The sequence below is a fragment of the Streptomyces sp. NPDC029014 genome, from assembly GCF_055564695.1.
Window position 1 is genome coordinate 180,072 of sequence record NZ_JBVHVT010000002.1, and the last position, 21,122, is coordinate 201,193.

Sequence of the window (21,122 nt, forward strand, 5' to 3'; positions counted from 1 at the left end):
ACCAGCCGGAAGTGATAGGAGGGGCCCGTGTGAAACGGGCTCCCTAGCAGGGGGACAGCGACATGACCGGGCAGAGCCGCCGCTCCTTCCTCATCCACCTCGTCGCGGCGCCCACGCTCGCCCTCGTCACCCGGGCCGGCGCCGACGTCCTCGCCCCCCAGCCCGCCCACGCCGTCATCCCGACCCTGCCCGCCCCGGCCGATCTGGTCGACCTCGGCGACCTGTTCATCCTGGCCGGCGCCCCCACCGCCGCCCTGCTCGTCCTCACCGTCGAGACCGACGGGACCGTCCGCTTCCGGCTGCCGCGCGAAGAGGTCGGCCAGGGACTCACCACCGCCGTGGCCATGCTCGTCGCGGAAGAGCTCGACGCGCCGCTGGCCTCCGTCCGCGTGGAACTCGACGACGCCCGGCCCGAACTGCTGTTCAACCAGCTCACCGGCAGCTCCAACGCCATCCGCTCGCTGTACGGGCCCGTCCGCCGGACCGCGGCCACCGCCCGCGCCCGCCTCGTCGCCGCAGCAGCCCGCCGCTGGAACCTCCCCGCCTCCTCCTTGACCACCGCGAACGGCGCCGTACGCGCCCCCGACGGCCGCACCGCCGACTACGGCGGCCTCTCCGCGGCCGCCGCCGACCCGGCCCTCGTCGTACCGGCCGCCACCCCGAAGAAGACCGCGCAGCACACCCTCGTCGGCAGCCCCACGGGCCGGATCGACGCCCGCGCCATGGTCACCGGCGCCCAGCGCTACACCCTCGACCTCGACGTGCCCGGAGCCAAACCCTGCGTGGTACGCCGCCCGCCGACCCTCGGCGGCACCGTCCGCTCCGTCGCCAACCTCGCCGCCGTCCGCGCCATGCCCGGCGTCCTCGACGTCGTCACCGTTGCGACCGGGGTCGCCGTCGTCGCCGAGACCTTCGGCCAGGCCATCGACGCCAAGGCCGCCCTCCAGGTCTCCTGGGGCCCCGGCCCCGCCGACCACCTCTCCGACGCCGACGTCCGCGCCACCCTGCGCGCCGCCGTCCCGCCGCTCCTGGTCCCGCCGCTGCTCACCCCGTACGTGGACGCCGAGTTCGACTTCGCCTTCGTCAGCCACGCGCCGATGGAGACCAACTGCGCCGTCGCCGACGTCCGCGACGGCCGCGCCGAGATCTGGTCCGGCCTCAAGTCCCCGATCGTGGCCCGCCAGACCATCGCCGCCGAACTCGGCCTGCCCGTGGACAAGGTCACCGTCCACGTGGTCCAGGCCGGCGGCTCCTTCGGCCGCCGCCTCTTCTTCGACGCCGCCCTGGAGGCCGCCCGCGTCTCGAAGGCCTGCCGCCGGCCCGTCCGCCTCATGTGGACCCGCGTCGACGACACCCGGCACGGCCGCATGCGCCCCGCCACCCACCACCGCATCCGCGCCACGTACGCGCTCGGCGAGATCCTCAGCTTCGAGCACCGGGTGGCCGCCGTCGAGACCGACTTCCGGCACGGACTCGGCGAGATCCTCACCGCCACGGTCGCCAGCCTCCCGTCCGGCATCGGCAACGCCACCCTGGCGCAGACCCTGTTCCTCACCACCGTCAAGTCCCCCTACCACTTCGGCCTCACCACCCAGGCCCTCACCGAGGTGCCCACCGGCATCCCGACCGGCTCCTGGCGCTCGGTGTACTCCGCCAACACCCGCGGCGCCGAGGAGATCGTGGTCGACGAACTCGCCGCGCGGACCGGGCGGGACCCGTACCGGTTCCGGCGCACCTTCCTCAAGACCGACGCCCAGCGCGCGGTCCTCGACGCGGCGGCCACGGAAGGACAGTGGGGCCGGACGATGCCGGCGGGCTGCGCCCAGGGCATCGCCTTCCACGAGGAGTACAAGTCCCGTACCGCCTGCCTCGTCGAGATCGACGCGCGGGACCGGGAGCACGTCCGGGTCACCAAGGCCGTCATCGCGGTCGACGCGGGCCTGCCCGTCAACCCGCGCGGCCTGGAGGCCCAGATGACCGGCGGGCTCACCGACGCCATCTCCACCACCCTGCGGGCCGGGCTCCACCTGGACAAGGGACTCCCGTTGGAAGGCAGTTACAGCCAGTTCCACTGGGCCCGCCAGCGCGACACCCCGCGCGACGTGCGCGTCATCGTGCTGCCGGCGACCGGCGACGAGCCCGGCGGCGCCGGCGAACTCGGGGTGCCCGCCGCCGTGGGCGCCATCGCCAACGCCTGGGCCCGCGCCACCGGGAGCAAACCACGCAGCTTCCCCCTCGACTTCGACGTCGACTTCACCCCCTACCCCCGCTGACCCGGCAGTTCAGGAGCCCCACCGTGCCCTTGCACACCTTCACCGTCAACGGGCGGAGCGTCACCGTCGAAGCGCCCGACGACATGCCCCTGCTCTGGGTGCTGCGCGACCTGCTCGGCGTCCGCGGCCCCAAGTACGGCTGCGGCGTGGACGTCTGCAAGGCCTGCACCAGCCACCTCGACGGCGCGGACGTCCGCCCCTGTGTCGTGCCCGTCTCCGCCTGCGCGGGCCGTACGGTGACCACCATCGAAGGACTGGCGAACGGCGACGAACTGCACCCGGTGCAGGAGGCCTGGCTCGAACAGGACGTCTCCCAGTGCGGCTTCTGCCAGCCCGGCCAGATCATGGCCGCCGTCGCCCTGCTCCGGCGGACCTCCTCGCCCACCGACGAGGACATCGACGCCATCGCCAACATCTGCCGCTGCGGCACCTACTTCCGGATCCGCGAGGCCATCCGCAGCGCGGCCGCCCGCATGTGAGCGAGGAGGCCCCGGCGACTCCCCCGTCGTTCCCGGGGCCGTCCGCTCGCGGCCAAACCTAGGCGGGCGCCGCCCGGTTCGCAGGGACCGCTGCGCACAGTGACCGGGCGAGACCGGTATCACAGCGCACAGTGTGCGGCGGATGGTTGAATGCGGCCGCGCGACCCGCACCGCCGAACGGAGCCCGGCATTGGCCACCCCGCCCGCACCCACCCCGCCGAACGCGCCGGACCGGACCGCGGCCGGGACCAGGACCGGGACCGGGACCACCAGGACCGGGACCGGGACGGTGGCCGGGACCGGGACGACCGGACCCGCCCGCCCCGCCGAACCCGCCCGCCCCGGCACACGGTCCGAGGACATCCTCAAGGTGCACCGGCTCGTCCGCTCCGGCGGCTCGGCCGCACTGCTCCACTGGCTCGCCGGCCGGCTCGGCGGCTGGACCGGCGTCCTGGACCCGCGGAAGGACACCGCCCCGGGCCCGTCCCGCACCGCCCCGGAAGCGGCCCGGCGCGGCGCGGCCGAGCTGGCCGCCCGCGGCGTGCGGTCGGCCGCCCTGGACGGCGACGGCTCCGCCGTGCTCCTGTACGCCCTCGACGGCGGCCGCGTCCTGGCCGCCGAGGTGCAGCGGCCGTACGACCCGGCCGCACCCGCCCTGCTCGCCGACGCGGCGGGCGCGCTGGAGCTCGTCCTGCGCGCCGAGGAGGCCGAACGGCGCGCGGAGCGGGCCGGCCTCGCCGAGTCGCGGGCCCGCGAGGCCGTCCTGCACCTGCTGATGGCCGGCCGGCTCTCCACCGCCCACCAGGTCGCCGAGACGCTGTCCCCCTCCCTGCCCGACCCGATGCGCATGTACGTCATCGAATCCCGGGCGGCGCAGCGCGCCGAGGTCACCCGGGTGTGCCGGGAGCTGACCGGCGGCCGGGCGTGGATCGTGCGCTGCCCGGTGTACGTGCGCCACCTCATCGCCTTCGTCCCCGCCGGCCTGGGGGCCTCCTCCGCCACCCACGACCCGCTGGCCGAGGCGCTGGTGCGGGCCGTGCCGGACTGCGTCGTCGGGGTCAGCGGCCAGCTGTCGCTGCGGGAGTCCCCGGCCGCCTACACCCAGGCCTTCCACGCGCTCGCCGTCGCCCGCGGCCGCACCGGGCACCACGCCCGCTTCGGCCCCGCCCCCGAACCGGAACTGGCCGCCCACGAGGCCGGAACCGGCTGGGCCGAGGCCCTCCTCGCGCCGCTGCACGCGTACGAGCCCCGGCGGCCCCAGGACCCCGGCGGGCAGGAACTGCGGGCCACCGCCCACGCATGGCTGGACTTCTCCTCGCACGCCACCCGGCTCCTGAAGATCCACCGCAACACCCTGGCGAGCCGGCTGCGCCTGGTCGAATCCGTCCTCGGCACGGACCTCGCCCGGCTCCCGGAGCAGGCCGCGCTCTCGCTGGCGCTGCGTCTCACACCCGGCGGCGCGAGCCCGTACGCGTCCCCGGCGCCCGCCGCGCCCGGGGCGGTACCCGCTCCCGCAGCCGGAGCCGCGGCCGACCTGGACGCCGTACTGCGCCACCCGCACCTGGCGGCCTGGTCGCACGCCCAGCTGGCCCCGCTGACCGGACCCGACGCCCCGCCGGGCGCACTCGACACCGTACGGGCCTGGCTGCGCAACGACACCCACCTCGCCGGCACGGCGAGCGCCCTCGGCATATCGGTGCCCGGCACCCGCAAGCGGCTCACCCGGATCGAGGGCGTGCTCCAGCGCTCCCTGCTCCAGTCGCCGAGCGCCCGCTACGACCTGTGGCTGGCCGACCGGGCCGCCGAACTGGCCGGGCCCCCGACGAGGGAACACCACCCCACACAGCCCAACACCACCACGAAAGGGGACGAAGTCCTCGAAAAATGCCTGATCATGCCTGAATGAGGCGCATCAATCCCAAGCGCGTGCTGGTCGGTGAGCCGCTCGACACCGCACGACTGGGCGAGACCCTGCTGCCCAAACGGCTCGCCCTGCCCATCTTCTGCAGCGACCCCCTCTCCTCCGTGGCCTACGCCACCGAGGAGATCCTGCTGATCCTCGCCCTCGGCGGCGTCGCCCTGCTCCACCTCGCCTGGTACGCCGCCGCGGCCATCGCCTTCCTCCTCGTCGTGGTCGTCGCCTCGTACCGGCAGACCTGCTACGCCTACCCCGGAGGTGGCGGGGCGTACGTCGTCAGCTCCGAGAACCTCGGCCAGGGCGCCGCCCTCACCGCCGCCAGCGCCCTGCTCGTCGACTACGTGCTGACCGTCGCCGTCTCCGTGGTATCCGGCGTCGACGCCATCACCTCGGCCGTCCCCGCCCTCAGCGACCACGAAGTGGCCCTGTCGGTGGCGTTCGTGGTGCTGCTGACGGTGATGAACCTGCGCGGGGTGCGGGAGTCCGGGCGGGTCTTCGCCATCCCCACCTACGGCTTCATCGCCGTCATCTACCTGATGTTCGCCGTCGCCGCGGTCCGGATCGCGGGCGGCGCCACCATCCGCGCCGAATCCGCGGACCTGCCGATCACAGCCGTCGGCACCTTCACCGGCCTCGGCGTCGTCCTCCTCGCCATGCGGGCCTTCGCCTCCGGCTGCACGGCCCTGACCGGCGTCGAGGCGATCAGCAACGGCGTACCCGCGTTCCGCAGGCCCAAGAGCCGCAACGCCGCCAACACGCTGGCCGCGATGGGCGCCCTGTCGGTCACCATGTTCCTGGGCATCACCGCCCTCGCGATGCTGTACCAGGTCCACGTCGCCGCCGACCCCACCGAACTCGGCCTTCCCCCCGGCACCCCGATGTCCACCGCGCTCGCCCAGATCGGCCGCGCCACCTTCGGCGACTGGCACGTCCTCTTCTACCTGCTCCAGGCCGCCACCGCCGGCGTGCTGGTCCTCGCCGCCAACACCGCCTTCAACGGCTTCCCGATGCTCGCCTCGATCCTGGCCCGCGACCGGTACGCGCCGCGCCAGCTCTCCAACCGCGGCGACCGGCTCGTCTACTCCAACGGCATCGTCCTGCTCGCCCTCACCGCCATCACCCTGATCGTCGCCTTCGACGCCCAGCTCACCCGCCTCATCCAGCTCTACATCATCGGCGTCTTCGTCTCCTTCACCCTCTCCCAGGCGGGCATGGTCCGGCACTGGCGCCGCGCGCTCGCCTCCCCGGCCACCCCGCGGCAGGAACGGGTCCACATCCACCGGCGGCTCGCCATCAACGCGGTCGGCGCGGCCCTGACCGCCCTGGTCCTGGTCATCGTCCTTGTCACCAAGTTCACCCACGGCGCCTGGCTGGTCGTCATCGCCATGCCGCTGCTCTTCGCCGCCATGAAAGCGGTCCGCCGCCACTACGACCGGGTCGCCGTCCAGGTCGCCGTCGCCGCGGACGCCCGGCCGCGCAAGCCCGCCCGCCACCACGTCCTGGTCCTGGTCTCCGCCGTACACGCCCCCACCCTGCAGGCCCTCGGCTACGCACAGGCCCTGCACCCCGACACCCTGACCGCCGTCACGGTCGCCGCCGACGAGGACGAGGCCCACCGGCTGCGCGAGGCCTGGGCGCGGCACGACCCGGGCGTACCCCTGAAGATCCTGCACTCCCCGTACCGCGAGGTGGTCGCGCCGGTCCTCGCGCACATCCAGGAACTGGCCGCCGCAGAGGGCACGGACATCCTCTCCGTCGTCATCCCCGAGTTCGTCGTGGGCCACTGGTGGGAGCAGCCCCTGCACAACCAGATCGCGCTGCGCCTGAAGGCCCGGCTGCTGTTCACCCCGGGCGTGGCCGTGATCGACGTCCCCTACCTCCTCGCCTCGGCCCGGCACGCGGAACCGGCCGGCTAGCCGGGCCGGTGCGGCGGCCGGGCGGCGCCGGGCTTCGGGGCGGGGGCGGGCTCGCCCACCGTGCGTTGGAGGACCGCGGCGTGGGCCAGGGCCAGTTCCACCACGTGCGTCGGATCGGACAGGGACCGGCCGGTGAGGTGCTCCAGGCGGCGCAACCGGTTCGAGACGGTGTTGCGGTGGCAGTACAGCACCTGCGCGGCCCGCGTCGTCGAGCCCCGGCAGGCCAGCCACGTGCCCAGCGTGCCCAGCAGGACCCGGCAGTCCTCCGCAGGCAGCCCCAGCACCGGACCGAGCACCACCTGCCGCAGCCGTCCCGCCAGTTCGGCCTGCGAGGCCACCAGTGCCATCGGCAGCCGCTCGTCCAGCAACGCCGTGTGCGGCCCGGCCGACGACGGCGCGGTGCGCAGCGCGAGCGCCGCCAGCCACCGGGCCCGCGCCAGGTCCCCCGGGGCCTCCACGACCGGGCTGACCCCGGCCCGCACCCCGAGCGGGGCCAACAGCTCCCGTACGGACTCCAGCGGATGCCGGCCCAGCTCCACCAGCCCGGTCTCCCCGTCGGCCCGGATCCGCCACAGCACGCGCGGCCCGGACGCCGCCGGCTCGGCGCCGCGCCCGCCGGAGCTGCCCGAGCCGATCACCACCACCGCGAACCGGCCCCGCTCGGGCAGCCCCAGCTGGGCCGCGGCCTCCGAGGCCGCCGGCCCGTCCGCCGGGCCCCCGCCGTCGAGCAGGGCGTCCAGCAGGGACGCCCGGCGCTCCCGGTCGCGGTCGCAGCGCGCGGCCTCCGTACGGCGGTACGCCTCGGCCACCGCGTCCGTCAGCTGGTCCACCACGTCCCACAGCACCGAGGCGAGCGGCAGCAGCCGGGGGAGTGCGGCCGGATCGTGCGCGGTCACCGCCTCGGTGAGGGTGTGCCAGAGCAGCCGGCCGCCCCGCCGGTAGGTGCGCAGCAGCGAGGCGAGCGGCAGGCCCTGCTCGGCGCGGAGCGTGCCGGTGGCCCGGGCGTCGCCGAGCTCCACCGGCAGCCCGCGCGCGCTGCGGACCAGCCCCTCGACGGACTGCGCGAGGTTGTGGTGGATCCGCTCGCGCAGCTCGGTCCGGCCGAGCAGGGCGGCGTACGCGGGGTCCTCGGCCAGCGTCCGGTCGGCGAGCCGGTCCGCCGTCACGGTGATCCGGCGGGACAGTTCCTCTCGAATCTCCTCGATGATCCGCTCCATGGGGGCAGAGTGACACGTGAGAGGCGCTGGTGGGGAGGGCCGGGCCCCACCGGGTCCGCTAGCGTGTCCGAATCACTGCGCGTGGAGTGCCCGCTCCGCAGCGTCGAGCACACCCACCCACCCACACACCGTCAGGAACCACCCATGCGTCACAACCCCGAGCGCCGCACCGCGTTGCTCGACGCCGCCATCGAAGTCCTGGCGCGCGAGGGCTCGCGCGGCCTGACCCTGCGGGCGGTCGACGCCGAGGCGGGCGTGCCGACCGGGACCGCGTCGAACTACTTCGCCAACCGGTCACAGCTGCTCGTGCAGATCCTGCACCGCACCCGGGAGCGGATCACCCCCGACCCGGCCGAGCTGCCCGCACCGCTGGACACCAAGGTGCTGCTCATGCTGCTGCTGGAGCGGATGCGACGCGAACGCAGCGTGCACATCGCCCACCTGGAGCTGCGGCTCGAGGGCATCCGGCGCCCCGAGCTCCAGGCGGAGGTGGCCGCGTTCCAGGGCGCGGAGCTGGAGGCGAACATCGCCTGGCACCTGGAGGCGGGCCTGCCCGGGGACCGGCAGGGCGTACTGCTGCTGTACCTCGTCATGATGGGCCTGATCGTGGAGGACCTGACCGCGCCGGCGATGCTGAAGGACTACCCGGTGGCGGGCATCATCGACTCGATAGTCGAGCGACTCCTCCCGGAATCCGCCGCACAGTGAGTATTGTGCCGGTCGGGGGAGTGCCGGCACGATGCGCGGAGGAACGACCGTGGAGAAGACCGGGGACCGAGGCGGAGCCATACGCTGGCTCGCCGACTGGGACGGCTGGTACGTCGGCCTCACCTTCGCCCGGGGCATAGGCCCCGAGGAGCTCGCCCGGCGCCTGGGCGCGCTGCCCGGCATCCGGCCGGGTCCGCTGGGCGCCGCCGACGCCTGGACCATGGTCGCGGAGACCGTGGACGGCGACGGCGTGGCCAGGGTCGGCCGGTGGGGCGACTGGTCCTTCGCCGTCGAGCACGGCATGCCGGCGGGCGCCGACCGGCTCGCCGACGTCTCCCGGTGCGGAGCGGAGGCCGTCCACCTCGACCCCCAGCCCGACCATCCGCCGAAGCTGTTCTCGTACGCCCGCGACGGCGAGCTGGTCTGCTGCTTCGGCCTCGGCGAGGAGGCCTGGCGCGGCGGCCACCGGCCGGACTACCTGCTCCCGGACCTCGTCGCCGCCGGCATCCTCACCGCCGACGGCTCCTCCCACGCCCACCGCGAGGAGGAGCCCTGCGTCGAGCGGGACCGCCGCACCCTGGAGGTCCTGGAGCGCCGTTTCGGCCTTTCCCTGCCGCGCCGCCTGATCGAGGACGCTCCCCTCCCGGCCTTCGTGACCTGCACGCAGTGACCGGCCGGCCGGGCCGCCCCGGCCGCCCGAGCCGCGGCCGCCCGTGCCCCGGTGGGTCCGGGGTGCTCGCGGTCACCCGGACGGGCCACGCGCGTTCGCGTCGGCCGCTCGAATCCCGTGCTGCTCCAGGGCCGTCCCGGCCCGGCCGGCGGACCGTGATCAGCATTCCCGATCAGAAGTCGACGGGTTCCGGCCAAGGTGTCGCGCTCTTCTGTGCATGTTCCCGCGGAAAATGCCAGATGGCCCTTCCGGGCTGTGGAACTTGAGTAGGTTCCCTCCTGTCGCGCCGTACGACGTGCACCTCGCACATCCGGTCGGGAGGGGAGCCCGCGTGCCCGGGATCGACGAATGCCTGCTCGAAGCCATGGCCCTGCCTGGTGCGCGCGGGGCCGCGCTGGTCGACTGGAGCAGCGGACTGGCCCTCGGCACCGCCGGGGAGTCGCCCGTCGGCGACCACGAGACCACCGCCGCCGAGACCGCGGAGCTGGCCCGGGCCGCCGCCGAGTACGAGTCCTTCGCGCAGCCCGCCCCGGCGGTCGTGGCCCCGGTGGCCGCCGCCGGCGCCGACGGCCCGCCCGTCGAGGACGTCATCGTCACCACCCGGACCGGCTACCACGTGCTCCGCTTCGTCGAGACCAGCTTCGACAGCAGTGTCTTCCTCCACCTCTGGCTCGACCGTGCCGAGGGCAACTTGGCCCTCGCCCGCCACAGACTCAGGGCCCTCGCGGAGGAGCTGGTGCTCAGATGACCGCCTTCGCCACTGCCGCCGCAGCCGTCTCCCCCCTCCTCACCCGACTCGCCGCGGAGCGCGCCACCGGCGCCCTGCTCCGCGACCGCGGCACCCTCTTCCTGCAGGACGGCCGCATCGTCCACGCCGAGAGCCCCGCCACCCCCGGCCTCGACGTCCTGCTCACCACCGGCGGCGGCCTCGCCCCCGAGCGCTGGCGCGAGGCCGTGGACCAGGCCGGGGCCCACGGCCAGGTCGCCCGCTTCCTCGTGGACAGCGGCGGCCTCGCCGGCGGCGAACTGGAGATCTGCCACCTCGCCGCGATCTTCGACGCCGCCTTCTTCGCGCTCTCCCCGGGCAGCGGGCCCTCCCGGTTCCGCCGCGGGGCCACCCACTGGATCGGCTCCGTCCGCTCCGTCCCGGCCGCCGCGGTCGAGCGCGAGACCCAGCGCCGCCGGGAGCTCCTCGACGCGGTCTGGCCCTACCCGCAGCTGGACACCGCTCCCGTGGTGCCCCGTGCGGCCGCCCCCGGCCAGACCGTCACCGCCCGCCAGCGGCTCCTGCTGACCCACGCGGACGGCCACCGGACCCCCGCTGACCTGGCCTGGGTGCTGGGCCGGCCCGCCTTCCACACCCTGCTCGACGTACGACGCCTCGCGGCCGCCGGACTCGTGGAGACCCCGCACCCGCCGGCCCCGGTGCCCGTCGTGACGACCCTGCCCGACTGGATGACCCAGACCCAATCCCCGGACGTGGCGCTGCTCCGCCGGTTACGCGACGCACTGGAGGCAAGCCTGTGAGGCTCCCGCTGCGACCGGCACTGCGCGCCGAGCGCGCCGACCGCTCCGAGCGGAGGCAGCCCGAAAGGAGAGGAGCCGACATGAGCACGGCTATGGTGCCCGCGGAGGCCGAAGCCGAGATACTCGCCGAGCTCCGCCGGCTCCGAGCCAGGGTCCCCCAGCTCAGCGGCGCCCTCGCCGGGAGCTCCGACGGCCTCGTCCTCGCCCAGGACAGCGCCGCCACCGAGGTCGAGGCCGTCGCCGCCCTGACCGCGGCCGCGCTCGGCGTGGCCCAGCGGCTCAGCGACAGCACCGGCCAGGGCATGTTCCGCGAACTGCTCGTCCGCGGCGAGCACGGCTACGTGGCCACGTACGCCGCCGGCGACGCCGCCGTCCTCACCCTGATCGCGGAGCCCCGCGTCAACGTGGGCCGGCTCCACCTCGAGGCCCGCCGCTCCAGCCTGCGCATCGCCGAGCTGATCGACCACACCCTCGGGCGCCGCGGACCCGGGCCGGCCCTGCCGCCGCCCCCGTCCGCCTGACACACCCGAGACGACCGCACCGACCGCATACCCGCACCCACAGCACCAACTGCAACCCGCACGCGCGCACGCTGCGTGCGCGAACCGTCACAGAGAGAAGGAACCGGATCATGGCCAGTGTGGAGACCGCCCTCAAGGAAGCCACCACCGTCATCGACGGAGCCCTGGGCGCCGCCCTCGTCGACTACGACAGCGGCATGGCCCTCGGCACCATCGGCGGCGGCAAGGACCTGGACCTCAGCGTCGCCGCGGCGGGCAACACCGACGTGGTGCGGGCGAAGGTCCGCACCATGGACATGCTCGGACTCAAGGAGGAGATCGAGGACATCCTCATCACCCTCGGCAGCCAGTACCACCTGATCCGGCTGCTGAAGGGGCGGGGGAGCAAGGGCTTCTTCCTCTACCTCGCACTCGACCGCGGCCGGGCCAATCTGGCCATGGCCCGACACCAGCTCAAGAAGATCGAGAACGAGCTCGAAGTCTGAGCGAACGTTCGGTCAGACATCGACGCCGAGGTGGCGGGCGGCTGAAATCTTTGCCGTCCGCCCCGGCAGACAGCGGCAAATGTCCAGGATGGGGGGACTTTATCATCCCGTAACCGAGTAGGATGCTCTCAACCTCTGATCATCCAAAGAGTTTGATTCGCTGGAGAACCCGCTACCCATGCCCCCGCGCCTGAGCATCGTCGTCCCCGTCTACAACGTCGAGCTCTACCTCGACGAGTGCCTGGAGTCCATCGCCACCCAGACGTTCGCCGACTTCGAATGCATCCTGGTCGACGACGGTTCCACGGACAACAGTGCCGCCATCGCCAAGGCCTTCGCCGCGCGGGACAAGCGGTTCCGGGTCGTCATGCAGGAGAACGCCGGCCTCGGCGCCGCCCGCAACGTGGGTGCCCGGCACCTCACCGAGGGCACCGAGTACCTGGCCTTCGTCGACAGCGACGACACCATGCCCGACTACGCGTACGAGCGCCTGATCGCCGCCCTCGACGAGACCGGATCCGACTTCGCGGGCGGCAACGTCCAGCGCTTCCGCTCCGTCGGCATGCAGCAGTCCTGGGGTCACCGGGCCGCCTTCGCCAAGACGCGGCTGAAGACCCACATCTCCAAGTTCCCGGAGCTGGTCACCGACCGCACCGCGTGGAACAAGGTGTACCGCCGCAGCTTCTGGGACGAGCACGGCTTCCAGTACCCCGAGGGCATCCTCTACGAGGACGCCCCCGTCAGCATCCCGGCGCACTACTTCGCCGCCAGCGTCGACATCCTCAGCGAATGCGTCTACCACTGGCGCGTCCGCGAGACCGGCGAGCGCTCCATCACCCAGCGCTCCACCGACCCGGTCTCGGTCATCGACCGCGTCACCTCCATCCGCCTGGTCCGCGAGGCCCTCAAGGGCAAGGAGGGCGCCAAGTACGTCCGCTACCTGCGCGACTACGACCACAACGTGCTGAGCGAGGAGCTCCCGCTCATCTACAAGTACGTCGGCGAGGGCGGTCCCGATTTCCGCGCCGCCTTCGTCAAGGAGGTCGGCGGCCTGGTCCGGGAGATCGGCACCGCCCCCTGGTCCGGCCTGACCGTCGCCGACCGCCTCAAGGCGTACCTGGCCAGCGAGGGCCGCGTCGAGGACTTCATCGCCCTCACCGACCACCAGCGCAACTACTCCTACAGCGTCCCGGCCAAGGGCCTGGCGCGCCCGCAGGCGGACTACCCGTTCCTGCAGGGCCGGCCGCCGGTCCCCGCCAAGCTCCTCACCCTCGGCTCGCGCGAGCTCCGCGTCGTCAGCCGCCTGGAGCAGGCCGTCTGGAAGGAGGGCAAGCTGCTGCTGCGCGGCTACGCCGTCCCGGGCCACCTCGGCGCCGAGAGCCGCCTCGCCTCCCGCAAGGTGCTCGTCTTCCGCGAGGGCGGCAAGCGCCGCCGCGCGGTGGTCAACACCCGCACGGTCGCCTCGCCGATGGCCACCGTGAACGTCGCGCACCTCGCGCTGCGGCACGCCGACTGGGCCGGCTTCACAGCCGTCGTCGACCCGAGCACCTTCCAGTCCGGCGGCACCTGGCGCGACGGCATATGGACCACCTCCATCGCCGTGACCGGGGCCGGCGGCCTGCACCGCGCCCGCCTCAAGGGCGGCGAGTCCGACAGCGGCCAGAACCCGCCCGCCCACTGGGTGACCCCGGACGTCCGCATCCTGCCCCACATCCAGGGCTCCCTGACCGTCCAGGTCGAGGTCGTCCGGGCCCGCGCCCTCGACGTCCGCCCCGCCGGCGACGACGCCGTCGAGATCGCCGGTGAGATCGCCGCCGAGCTCGGGGGCTCCGGCGCGACCCTGCGCGCCGAGCACGTCTCCACCGGCACCGTCCTCACCTTCCCCCTGGAGACCGCCGCCGCCAACGGCTCCGGCCGGGTCCCGTTCACCGTGCGCGTGCCGCTGGCCGACCTGGCCGCCGTACCGGACGCTGAGGTCGCGCCCGGCGAATGGTCCCCCGAGCCGTGGGCCCTCGCCGTCACCGGCACCGACGGCAAGGGCCACCGCCTCGTGCACGACGAGCGCGGCGGCTTCACCGGCCTGGTCCTCCCGCTGCCCGGCGGCGACACCGGCCGCACCGTCTTCGCCAAGCGCGGCAACACCGGTCACCTGACCCTCTCCGTGCAGCCGTGCCCGCCGCTGATCGACGAGGTCTCCGCCCAGGACGGCGCCTTCACGCTGCGCGGCCGCTTCGCCGCCGCCACCGACGAGCCGTACGAGCTGGTCTTCCACAACGCGAGCGGCACCGAGTTCAGCTACCCCGTCACCCGTGACGGCGACCGCTTCGAGGCCGTCTTCGAGCCGGTCCTGCCCGAGTCCTACGCCGGCCGCGCCACCCTGCCCCACGGCCGCTGGTGGCCCACCCTGCGCCCGGTCGCCCAGGCCGGCACCACCGCGGGCCTGCTCGGCGTCGACCGCGGCGCCCCCGTCCAGTTCGCGCCCTCCTGCCTGCACGCCGGCCCCGTCGGCCTCACCCTGCACGGCCGCCGGATGCGGATCGAGGCCCGCTTCTACGACCGGATGGCGCTCGTCGCGGACGAGATGCTCACCCCGCACGACCGTTCCCGGTACGCCCAGCGCGTCCTGCGCGACGAGACGTACCCGGCGCGCCGCGCCCTGCCGCTGAAGGACATCGTCGTCTACGACACCTTCCAGGGTCAGGCCGCCGGCGACGCGCCGCGCGCCATCCACGAGGAGCTGGTGCGCCGCGGCGAGAAGCTGGACCACATCTGGCTGGTCCGCGACGGCCGTGCCGAGGTCCCGCCGACCGCCCGCGCCGTGGAGTACGACAGCGTCGAGGCCTGGGACGCCCTGGCCCGCGCCCGCTACTACGTCCTGAACGACAGCGTGGCGCGCCGCTTCCAGCGCCGGGCCGGCCAGGTCGTCGTCCAGACCTGGCACGGCACGCCGATCAAGGAGATCGGCCACGACTTCATCCACGACTACTACACCAGCCCCGACATCCTGGACGGGCTGGAGCACGACAGCGCCCAGTGGTCGCTGCTCGCCTCCCCGAGCTCGTACGCCACGCCGCTCCTGAAGCGGGCCCTCGGCTACAAGGGCGAGGTCATCGAGTCCGGCAGCCCGCGCACCGACGCGCTCGTCCGGCCCGACGCCGAGCGGATCGCCGAGGTCAAGCGGCGCCTGGGTCTGCCCGAGGACAAGAAGGTCGTCCTCTACATGCCGACCTTCCGGGAGAACCGCGAGAGCTTCTCCGGCGGCTACAAGCTCGACCTGCACATCGACCTCGACGCCGCCCGCGAGGCGCTCGGCGAGGACCACGTCCTGCTGATCCGCGGCCACCACCGCGTCACCGAGCAGCTCCGCGACACGGTCCGGGACGGCTTCGCCGTCGACGTGTCCCGCTGGCCGGACGCGACGGACCTGCTCCTCGTCGCCGACGTGCTGGTCTCGGACTACTGCTCGGCGCTGTTCGACTTCGCGGTCACCGACAAGCCGATCCTGCTCTTCACGTACGACCTCGAGCACTACCGGAGCACCCTGCGCGGCTTCAACTTCGACCTGGAGGCGAAGGCGCCCGGCCCGATGCTGGCGGACTCGGCGAGCCTGATCGAGGCCGTCCGCAACGTCGACGCCGTCGGCGAGGAGTACAAGGAGGCGCGGGCCGCGTTCCGCGCCGAGTTCTGCGACCTGGACGACGGCCGCGCCACCGAGCGCGTCGTCGACCGGATGCTGGAGAAGGGCGCGAACCCGGAGGCCTGAGCCGAAGGAGTGCATTCCAGGCGTTGAACAGACCCGCCCCGGGCCCACCGATGAACTTCGGGCCCGGGGCGGGTCTGTAGTGGGAGAAGGGGGTGCCGCGGAGCACCCCGTCCGCCCACCGCCCCGCCTGGAGGCAGTCATGAGCAGCAACGGCTTCACCACGTGCCTGTGGTTCGACGGCGACGCGGAGGCCGCCGCCGAGTACTACCTGTCCGTGTTCAAGGACGGCAGGCGCGGCCGGACCGGCCGTTACACCGACGCGGGGCCCGGCCCGGCCGGCGAGGTGATGATCGTCGAGTTCGAGATCAACGGCCAGAAGTTCGTCGGGCTCAACGGCGGACCGCAGTTCCCGTTCACGGAGGCGATCTCCTTCCAGATCCACTGCGCGGACGAGGCGGAGGCGGACTACTACTACGACACGCTGACCAGGGACGGCGGCGAGGAGTCCGCCTGCGGCTGGGTCAAGGACCGGTTCGGCGTGTCCTGGCAGGTGGTCCCGCCCGGCGCCATCGACCTGGTGGCCGACCCGGACCCGGCGCGGGCCGCCCGGGCCACCACCGCGATGATGAAGATGAAGAAGCTCGACGTGGCGGAGATGCGCCGCGCCGCCGACGCCGCCTGACCGGGAGCCCGTCCGGCCCGGGTGTCCGGCCCGGCTGTCCGGCTCAGCCGGTGATCCGGGCCAGCAGCGCCGGCAGGGCGGTGCCGATCGGCTCCCGGATCACCTCGGCGGCGAGGGCGTCGTACGGGGTCTCCTCCGCGTTCACGATGATCAGGCGGGCCCCCGCCCCGGCGGCCATCCCGGCCAGCGAGGCGGCGGGCTGCACCTGGAGCGTGGACCCGACGGCGATGAAGACGTGGCAGCCCTTGGCGATGGCCACCGCCTGCGCCAGCACCTCCGGATCGAGGTTCTGGCCGAACATCACGGTCGCCGCCTTGAGGATCCCGCCGCAGGCCGCGCAGGCCGGATCCGGATCCCCGGCGGCGACCCGGTCCAGCGCCTCGTCCATCCCCGAGCGGGCGCGGCAGGCCGTGCACACCACCTCCCGGGCGGTGCCGTGCAGCTCCAGCACCTTGCGCGCCGGCACCCCGGCCAGCTGGTGCAGCCCGTCCACGTTCTGGGTGATCACCCGCACGGGAGTGCCGCCGCGCTCCAGCTCGGCGACCGCCAGGTGCGCCGCGTTCGGCCGGGCGTCGAGCGCCCCGATCTCGGCGCGCATGCGCCAGGAACGGCGCCGGATCTCCGGATCCGCCATGTAGTACTCGTACGTCACGAGCTTCTCGGCATCGGGCTCCCGGCGCCACAACCCCTGCGGCCCCCGGTAGTCCGGAATTCCGGAGTCGGTGGACATCCCGGCCCCACTGAACACTGCGACGAGCGGCTTTCCCATGGGCCCGACCCTACGGACCACCGGGGCCGGACCGCGACCGCATTACGGCCGGGCTCGGCCACGGCCCGCCGGCGCCGTCCAGCGGAGCACGTCCCTGCGGTGAATCCCGGCCTCCACAGGAGTGAGATCCGGCCCGGTCCGGCCCGCGCCCCGGCCCGCCGGATACACATCCGGCATGAGACCCACGTCGTACGCGGTCGGCGCCGCGCTGCTCAGCCTGCTCGCGCTGCCGGCCCCGTCCTCCTCCGCCGCCGCGGCCGACCCGGCCCCGGCGCAGGTCCGCCTGCGGCACACCGCCGCCGACATCAGCCGCTTCCTGACCTCCTTCTACGGCAGCCACGGCCCCTCCGTCCACGACCGTTCCCAGCGGGTCTCCCAGCACCTCAAGGACAGACAGGCACTGAGCCCGGGACTGGACATACTGCTCTGCGCCCCGCAGGAGCCTCGGGACATCGCCGTCGGGCCGGTGACCGTGGCGCAGTCGGCGAACGTCGGCTGGGCCACGGTCACCACCCACTGGGCCACCGGCACCAGCGACACCTTCACGGCGTACGTACGTCTCGACTCGCAGCCGATCACGCTCGACGACGTCATCTGCGCGGGCTGAGCACCGGCGCGGGGCAGGCCGCCGCACCCGTAGGCTGGTCCCATGCCGACCGCCGTGCTGTACTGCTCCGATCCACTGAACGAGCGCCGGGTCGACGCCCACTTCGCGACGGAGGCCCGGCAGCTCCGCGCCGACGGTGCCGCCGTCCACCTCGTCGACCACGACGCGCTGACCGCCGGGGACGCCGAACGCGCCACTGCCCGCGTGCCCGTGGGGGCCGGAGCGCTGCGGTACCGGGGCTGGATGCTCCCCGCCGACCGGTACGCCGAGCTCGACGCGGCCCTGCGGCGGCGCGGCGCCCGGCTCCTCACCGACCCCGACCGCTACCGGCGTGCCCACGAACTCCCCGGCTGGTACACGACGTTCGCCGAACTCACCCCGGTCAGCCGCTGGCTGCCCACCGGCCCGGGCGCGGCCCCGGACCCGGAGCGGCTCGCCGCGCTGGCCGCCGGGCTGCCGCCCGGGGCCGCCGTGGTCAAGGACTACGTGAAGTCCCGCAAGCACGAGTGGGACGAGGCCTGCCACATCCCCGACCTCGCCGACCGGACGGCCCTGCACCGCGTGGTGAGCCGGTTCGTCGAACTCCAGGGCGAGTTCCTGGCCGGCGGCGTCGTGCTGCGCGCCTTCGAGCCGTTCGGCGCGCCCGGTCCGGACGCGGCGCCCGGGGAGGTCCGCGTGTGGTGGCGGGACGGCGTTCCGCGGCTGGTCACCCCGCACCCCGACAGCCCGGCGGACGCCTTCGGGCCACCGGGCGCGGCCGGCGGCGGCAACCGGCCCGGCCTGCCGGACCTCGACCCCGTGCGGGCCGCCGTCGAGGCACTGGACTGCCCCTTCGTCACCACCGACCTCGCGCTGCGCGCCGACGGCGTCTGGCGGGTCGTCGAAGTGGGCGACGCACAGGTGAGCGATGTCCACCGGGACGTCGATCCGGCCGCCTTCACCCGGCTGTTGACGGCTGATCGGCACCCCTGACGGCCCCTCGCGCATCTGGTACAACACCGCACATGACGGGATTCGAGATCACCGGCGCGAGCGCCGCCGACATGGAACTGATGCGCACCTGGGCCGACGCGGAGGGCTGGAACCCGGGCGACTCCGACCGTTTCGCCTTCGCGGTCGCCGATCCGGGCGGCTTCCTCATCGGCCGGGTCGACGGCGAACCGGCCGCCTGCATCTCGGCCGTGCGGTACGGGTCGGGCTTCGGGTTCATCGGCTTCTACATCGCCGCCCCGGCCTTCCGCGGCCAGGGGTACGGGATCCGGCTCTGGGACGCCGGCATGGAGCGGCTCGACGGGCGGCTCGTCGGCCTCGACGGGGTGGTCGAACAGCAGGACAACTACCGCAAGTCCGGGTTCGTCCATGCCTGGAACAACGTCCGCCACGAGGGCCGACCGCAGGGTTCCGGCCCGGGCGCCGGGACCGCGACGACGGGCCCCGGCTCCGGCGCCGACGGGGTCGAGGTGGTCGACGCCGCCGCGCTGCCCTTCGGCCTGCTCGCCGCCTACGACCGGCGCTTCTTCCCCGAGCCCCGTGACTCCTTCCTCTCCGCCTGGACCGCCCTGCCCGGCCGGACCGCGCTCGCCGCCGTCCGCGACGGCCGGATCGACGGGTTCGGCGTGATCAGGCCGTGCAGCGGGGCCTCACGGATCGGCCCGCTGTACGCCGCCACCCCGCAGATCGCGGCCGCCCTGCTGCACCGGCTCGCCGAGCACACCCCGGACGGGGTGGTCGCCGTGGACGTGCCCGACGCGAACCCGGCCGCCACGGAGCTCGTGACGGGTCTCGGCCTCGTCCCCACCTTCGAGGCCGCCCGGATGTACACGGGCCCGGCGCCGGACCTCGAACTGTCCGGGCTGTACGGGGTGACGAGTCTCGAACTCGGCTGACACCCCGCCACGTCCCCGGCGCGCCCGGGGCCGGGCCGGCACCGTTCAGGCCCGACCCGGCCCCGCGTTCGACCTCGACTGCAGCGGTCCGCAGTGACCCGGGCGGCGGTCGCACGGCGCCGCCCGGTCCACCCGGCGCGCCCGGTCAGAAGTCGAACAGGGTGCCGCTGCTGTGCCGCAGGGCGCACGGGTTGGCGAAGGTGTACGAGTAGCTGATGCGCCGGCCCTGCCAGACCCCGTCGGCGGTGACCGTCATCGGGTTCCACTCCCGCGTGCAGTCGACGTTGGGCAGCGGCTCGGCGAGGGCGTCCAGCCGGTCGGCGTGCGTCCGCAGTTCGGCGCACGCGGCGGCCGGGGACGGGTGGGTGCCGCGCGGGGAGGGTGAGCAGGACAGCGTCACCGCGCGCAGCGGCGTGGCGTACCCGGGGTCGGCCCCGGTGCTGACGACGAGGACGAGGGCGGACGGGGCGTACACGCTCTCGGTGCCGGTCGGCGCGGCGTCGGCGGTTCCGGGCCAGGCCAGCGCGGTGAGCGCGGTGAGCGCCATGGCGGCGGAACCGAGGCCGAGACTCCGTGCGATGGACCGCATTTCGAACTCCTTGGGGTGGGTGCTTCGGATAGCGGACAGGAGTCTTGCCGACCAGCGCGCTGAACGCCCGTTCGCACCGTGATTTTCCGTCACCGATCGTAAGCGAATGTATGCAGTCCGCAGCCGTGCGACGGCGCTGACCTGTACGGGAGCGCGCCGCCGAAACGGCCGAACACACGCGCTGAAACCTTTGTCCGGGGGCCCTGGCCGGGTGGTTTACCGGGCGTTCACGAACCGGCGGCGGCGCGCGGGGCGTACAGGTCGAGCAGCCGGGTGCGGGTCTGCTGGAGGCGCATCGCGAGGACCCGTCCGACCCAGTGCCCGATGGCGGAGCCGAAGGTCGGGTCGGCGTCCATGAGCATCCGCACGGAGGTCGCGTCGAACTCGTAGGCGCGTACGGGGGTCATCGCCTCCGCGCTGAGCTGCCAGACGTACGGCGGGAACAGCCAGGACCAGCCGACGAGCTCCCCCGGGCCGAGGTTCTCGACGGGGGCGGGCCGCCGGCCGCCGGACGCGGGGATCTGCAGGGTCACCGTGCCGGAGCGGACGATCCAGAAGGACTCGGACGGGGTGCCCTCGTCGAAGATCCGCGCGCCCTCGGGAAAGTTGACCTCGCGGGCGTGGGACATCAGCCGACCGCGGTGTTCGGTGGAGAGCACTGCGGCGATTCGGATGGGGGAAGGTGTGCTCACGACGGCCTCCGATCAGGGCCCCCCGCTACCCCCCAGTGTGGCCGACATCCGCGCGATTGCGGCCGGTGGCGGCGCCACCGTTTGCCGTCAGTCCTCGGCGCCGGCCTCCAGACAGGCCAGCTCCATCGCGTCGAGGACCGCCTCGTGGCTGCGCCGGCTCAGCTCGGCCACGTTCTCGATCTGCGCCGTGGCCCAGGACGCCAGCGTCATGACCAGGACCCGCAGCCCGTCCGTGCCGTACTCGGCGAGGATCTCGTCGGCCACGGCCATCGCGTCCTCGGGCACCCGCTCGGGCGGTTCCAGCCCGGCGAGGCCCCGCAGCATGACCAGGGTGCGGCGGGAGATCTCCGGGGTCATCCTCGCCAGCCGCAGGTCTTCTTCCTCGTCCACCGGTTCCGCCGCCTTCCCGTGCCCTCGCCCTGCCTGTCCGTTCCTCCACGGCACGGTAGAGGCCGACGGCCGCGCGCGCGTGGTTTTCGG

General features: G+C 73.9%; 20 protein-coding genes. 15 read left to right on the forward strand and 5 right to left on the reverse strand.

From position 1 onward, the window contains the following. Window positions 1-62 precede the first annotated feature (62 nt). The 4 genes from ACZ4VL_RS02330 to ACZ4VL_RS02345 all read left to right on the forward strand — a co-directional run bounded on the left by ACZ4VL_RS02330 (window position 63) and on the right by ACZ4VL_RS02345 (window position 6,586). A complete protein-coding gene (locus ACZ4VL_RS02330) occupies window positions 63-2,273 on the forward strand; it encodes a xanthine dehydrogenase family protein molybdopterin-binding subunit (RefSeq protein WP_468194639.1) in 2,211 nt (736 codons plus the stop codon). Between the two features lie 23 nt (window positions 2,274-2,296). Next, window positions 2,297-2,752 carry a (2Fe-2S)-binding protein gene (locus ACZ4VL_RS02335; RefSeq protein ID WP_468194641.1) on the forward strand — a complete coding sequence of 152 codons (456 nt, stop codon included), beginning with the start codon at window positions 2,297-2,299 and terminating at the stop codon, window positions 2,750-2,752. A 190-nt stretch (window positions 2,753-2,942) separates the two neighbouring features. Further along, window positions 2,943-4,658: a helix-turn-helix domain-containing protein gene (locus ACZ4VL_RS02340; protein WP_468194643.1), complete on the forward strand. Its 1,716-nt coding sequence runs from the start codon at window positions 2,943-2,945 to the stop codon at window positions 4,656-4,658. Next, entirely contained in the window at window positions 4,655-6,586 is a 1,932-nt protein-coding gene (locus ACZ4VL_RS02345; RefSeq protein WP_468194646.1) for an APC family permease, read from the forward strand. Before ACZ4VL_RS02340 ends, ACZ4VL_RS02345 begins: the two co-directional genes overlap by 4 nt. On the opposite strand, the gene ACZ4VL_RS02350 is transcribed toward ACZ4VL_RS02345, so the two are convergent. Beyond that, window positions 6,583-7,803 carry a PucR family transcriptional regulator gene (locus ACZ4VL_RS02350; protein WP_468194649.1) on the reverse strand — a complete coding sequence of 407 codons (1,221 nt, stop codon included), beginning with the start codon at window positions 7,801-7,803 and terminating at the stop codon, window positions 6,583-6,585. The two genes, ACZ4VL_RS02345 and ACZ4VL_RS02350, sit on opposite strands and share 4 nt — an antisense overlap. A 144-nt stretch (window positions 7,804-7,947) precedes the next feature. On the opposite strand from ACZ4VL_RS02350, the gene ACZ4VL_RS02355 reads away from it, so the two are divergent. The 8 genes from ACZ4VL_RS02355 (at window position 7,948) to ACZ4VL_RS02390 (ending at window position 16,099) form a co-directional block, all read left to right on the forward strand. Beyond that, window positions 7,948-8,511, forward strand: a complete 564-nt coding sequence (locus ACZ4VL_RS02355) for a TetR/AcrR family transcriptional regulator (RefSeq protein WP_468194652.1) — start codon at window positions 7,948-7,950, stop codon at window positions 8,509-8,511. 49 nt (window positions 8,512-8,560) lie between these two features. Next, window positions 8,561-9,181, forward strand: a complete 621-nt coding sequence (locus ACZ4VL_RS02360; RefSeq protein ID WP_468194657.1) for a DUF6461 domain-containing protein — start codon at window positions 8,561-8,563, stop codon at window positions 9,179-9,181. Between the two features lie 331 nt (window positions 9,182-9,512). Next, window positions 9,513-9,929, forward strand: a complete 417-nt coding sequence (locus tag ACZ4VL_RS02365; RefSeq protein WP_404232799.1) for a hypothetical protein — start codon at window positions 9,513-9,515, stop codon at window positions 9,927-9,929. After that, the gene (locus ACZ4VL_RS02370) at window positions 9,926-10,708 is read left to right on the forward strand and encodes a transcriptional regulator (RefSeq protein WP_468194661.1); all 783 of its coding nucleotides are present in this window, start codon (window positions 9,926-9,928) and stop codon (window positions 10,706-10,708) included. The genes ACZ4VL_RS02365 and ACZ4VL_RS02370 overlap by 4 nt, the downstream gene beginning before the upstream one ends. Before the next feature lie 92 nt (window positions 10,709-10,800). Next, window positions 10,801-11,229 carry a roadblock/LC7 domain-containing protein gene (locus ACZ4VL_RS02375; protein ID WP_468194759.1) on the forward strand — a complete coding sequence of 143 codons (429 nt, stop codon included), beginning with the start codon at window positions 10,801-10,803 and terminating at the stop codon, window positions 11,227-11,229. Window positions 11,230-11,339: 110 nt separating this feature from the next. Continuing rightward, window positions 11,340-11,714, forward strand: coding sequence for a hypothetical protein (locus ACZ4VL_RS02380; protein ID WP_361090341.1), 375 nt, complete (start codon window positions 11,340-11,342; stop codon window positions 11,712-11,714). Between the two features lie 178 nt (window positions 11,715-11,892). Then, a complete protein-coding gene (locus tag ACZ4VL_RS02385; RefSeq protein WP_468194664.1) occupies window positions 11,893-15,477 on the forward strand; it encodes a bifunctional glycosyltransferase/CDP-glycerol:glycerophosphate glycerophosphotransferase in 3,585 nt (1,194 codons plus the stop codon). 139 nt (window positions 15,478-15,616) lie between these two features. After that, complete coding sequence (locus ACZ4VL_RS02390) at window positions 15,617-16,099, forward strand: VOC family protein (RefSeq protein ID WP_468194667.1); 483 nt, start codon at window positions 15,617-15,619, stop codon at window positions 16,097-16,099. A gap of 43 nt (window positions 16,100-16,142) precedes the next feature. Here the strand turns inward: ACZ4VL_RS02390 and ACZ4VL_RS02395 are convergent, their stop codons facing one another. Beyond that, the gene (locus ACZ4VL_RS02395; protein WP_468194670.1) at window positions 16,143-16,868 is read right to left on the reverse strand and encodes an SIR2 family NAD-dependent protein deacylase; all 726 of its coding nucleotides are present in this window, start codon (window positions 16,866-16,868) and stop codon (window positions 16,143-16,145) included. Window positions 16,869-17,043: 175 nt separating this feature from the next. Here ACZ4VL_RS02395 and ACZ4VL_RS02400 point away from each other — a divergent pair, with 175 nt between their 5' ends. The 3 genes from ACZ4VL_RS02400 to ACZ4VL_RS02410 are packed head-to-tail and all read left to right on the forward strand — an operon-like array spanning window position 17,044 to window position 19,361. Then, window positions 17,044-17,475 (forward strand): hypothetical protein, encoded by a 432-nt coding sequence (locus ACZ4VL_RS02400; RefSeq protein ID WP_468194673.1) that lies wholly within the window; start codon window positions 17,044-17,046, stop codon window positions 17,473-17,475. A gap of 42 nt (window positions 17,476-17,517) precedes the next feature. Then, window positions 17,518-18,447: an ATP-grasp domain-containing protein gene (locus tag ACZ4VL_RS02405; protein ID WP_468194676.1), complete on the forward strand. Its 930-nt coding sequence runs from the start codon at window positions 17,518-17,520 to the stop codon at window positions 18,445-18,447. A 32-nt stretch (window positions 18,448-18,479) separates the two neighbouring features. Further along, window positions 18,480-19,361 carry a GNAT family N-acetyltransferase gene (locus tag ACZ4VL_RS02410; protein ID WP_468194679.1) on the forward strand — a complete coding sequence of 294 codons (882 nt, stop codon included), beginning with the start codon at window positions 18,480-18,482 and terminating at the stop codon, window positions 19,359-19,361. A gap of 145 nt (window positions 19,362-19,506) precedes the next feature. Here the strand turns inward: ACZ4VL_RS02410 and ACZ4VL_RS02415 are convergent, their stop codons facing one another. The 3 genes from ACZ4VL_RS02415 to ACZ4VL_RS02425 form a co-directional block, all read right to left on the reverse strand. Further along, complete coding sequence (locus ACZ4VL_RS02415; RefSeq protein WP_468194683.1) at window positions 19,507-19,950, reverse strand: subtilase-type protease inhibitor; 444 nt, start codon at window positions 19,948-19,950, stop codon at window positions 19,507-19,509. Between the two features lie 227 nt (window positions 19,951-20,177). Continuing rightward, window positions 20,178-20,642 (reverse strand): Crp/Fnr family transcriptional regulator, encoded by a 465-nt coding sequence (locus ACZ4VL_RS02420; RefSeq protein ID WP_468194686.1) that lies wholly within the window; start codon window positions 20,640-20,642, stop codon window positions 20,178-20,180. 87 nt (window positions 20,643-20,729) lie between these two features. Continuing rightward, window positions 20,730-21,032, reverse strand: a complete 303-nt coding sequence (locus ACZ4VL_RS02425) for a hypothetical protein (protein ID WP_385834188.1) — start codon at window positions 21,030-21,032, stop codon at window positions 20,730-20,732. Window positions 21,033-21,122: the final 90 nt, after the last annotated feature.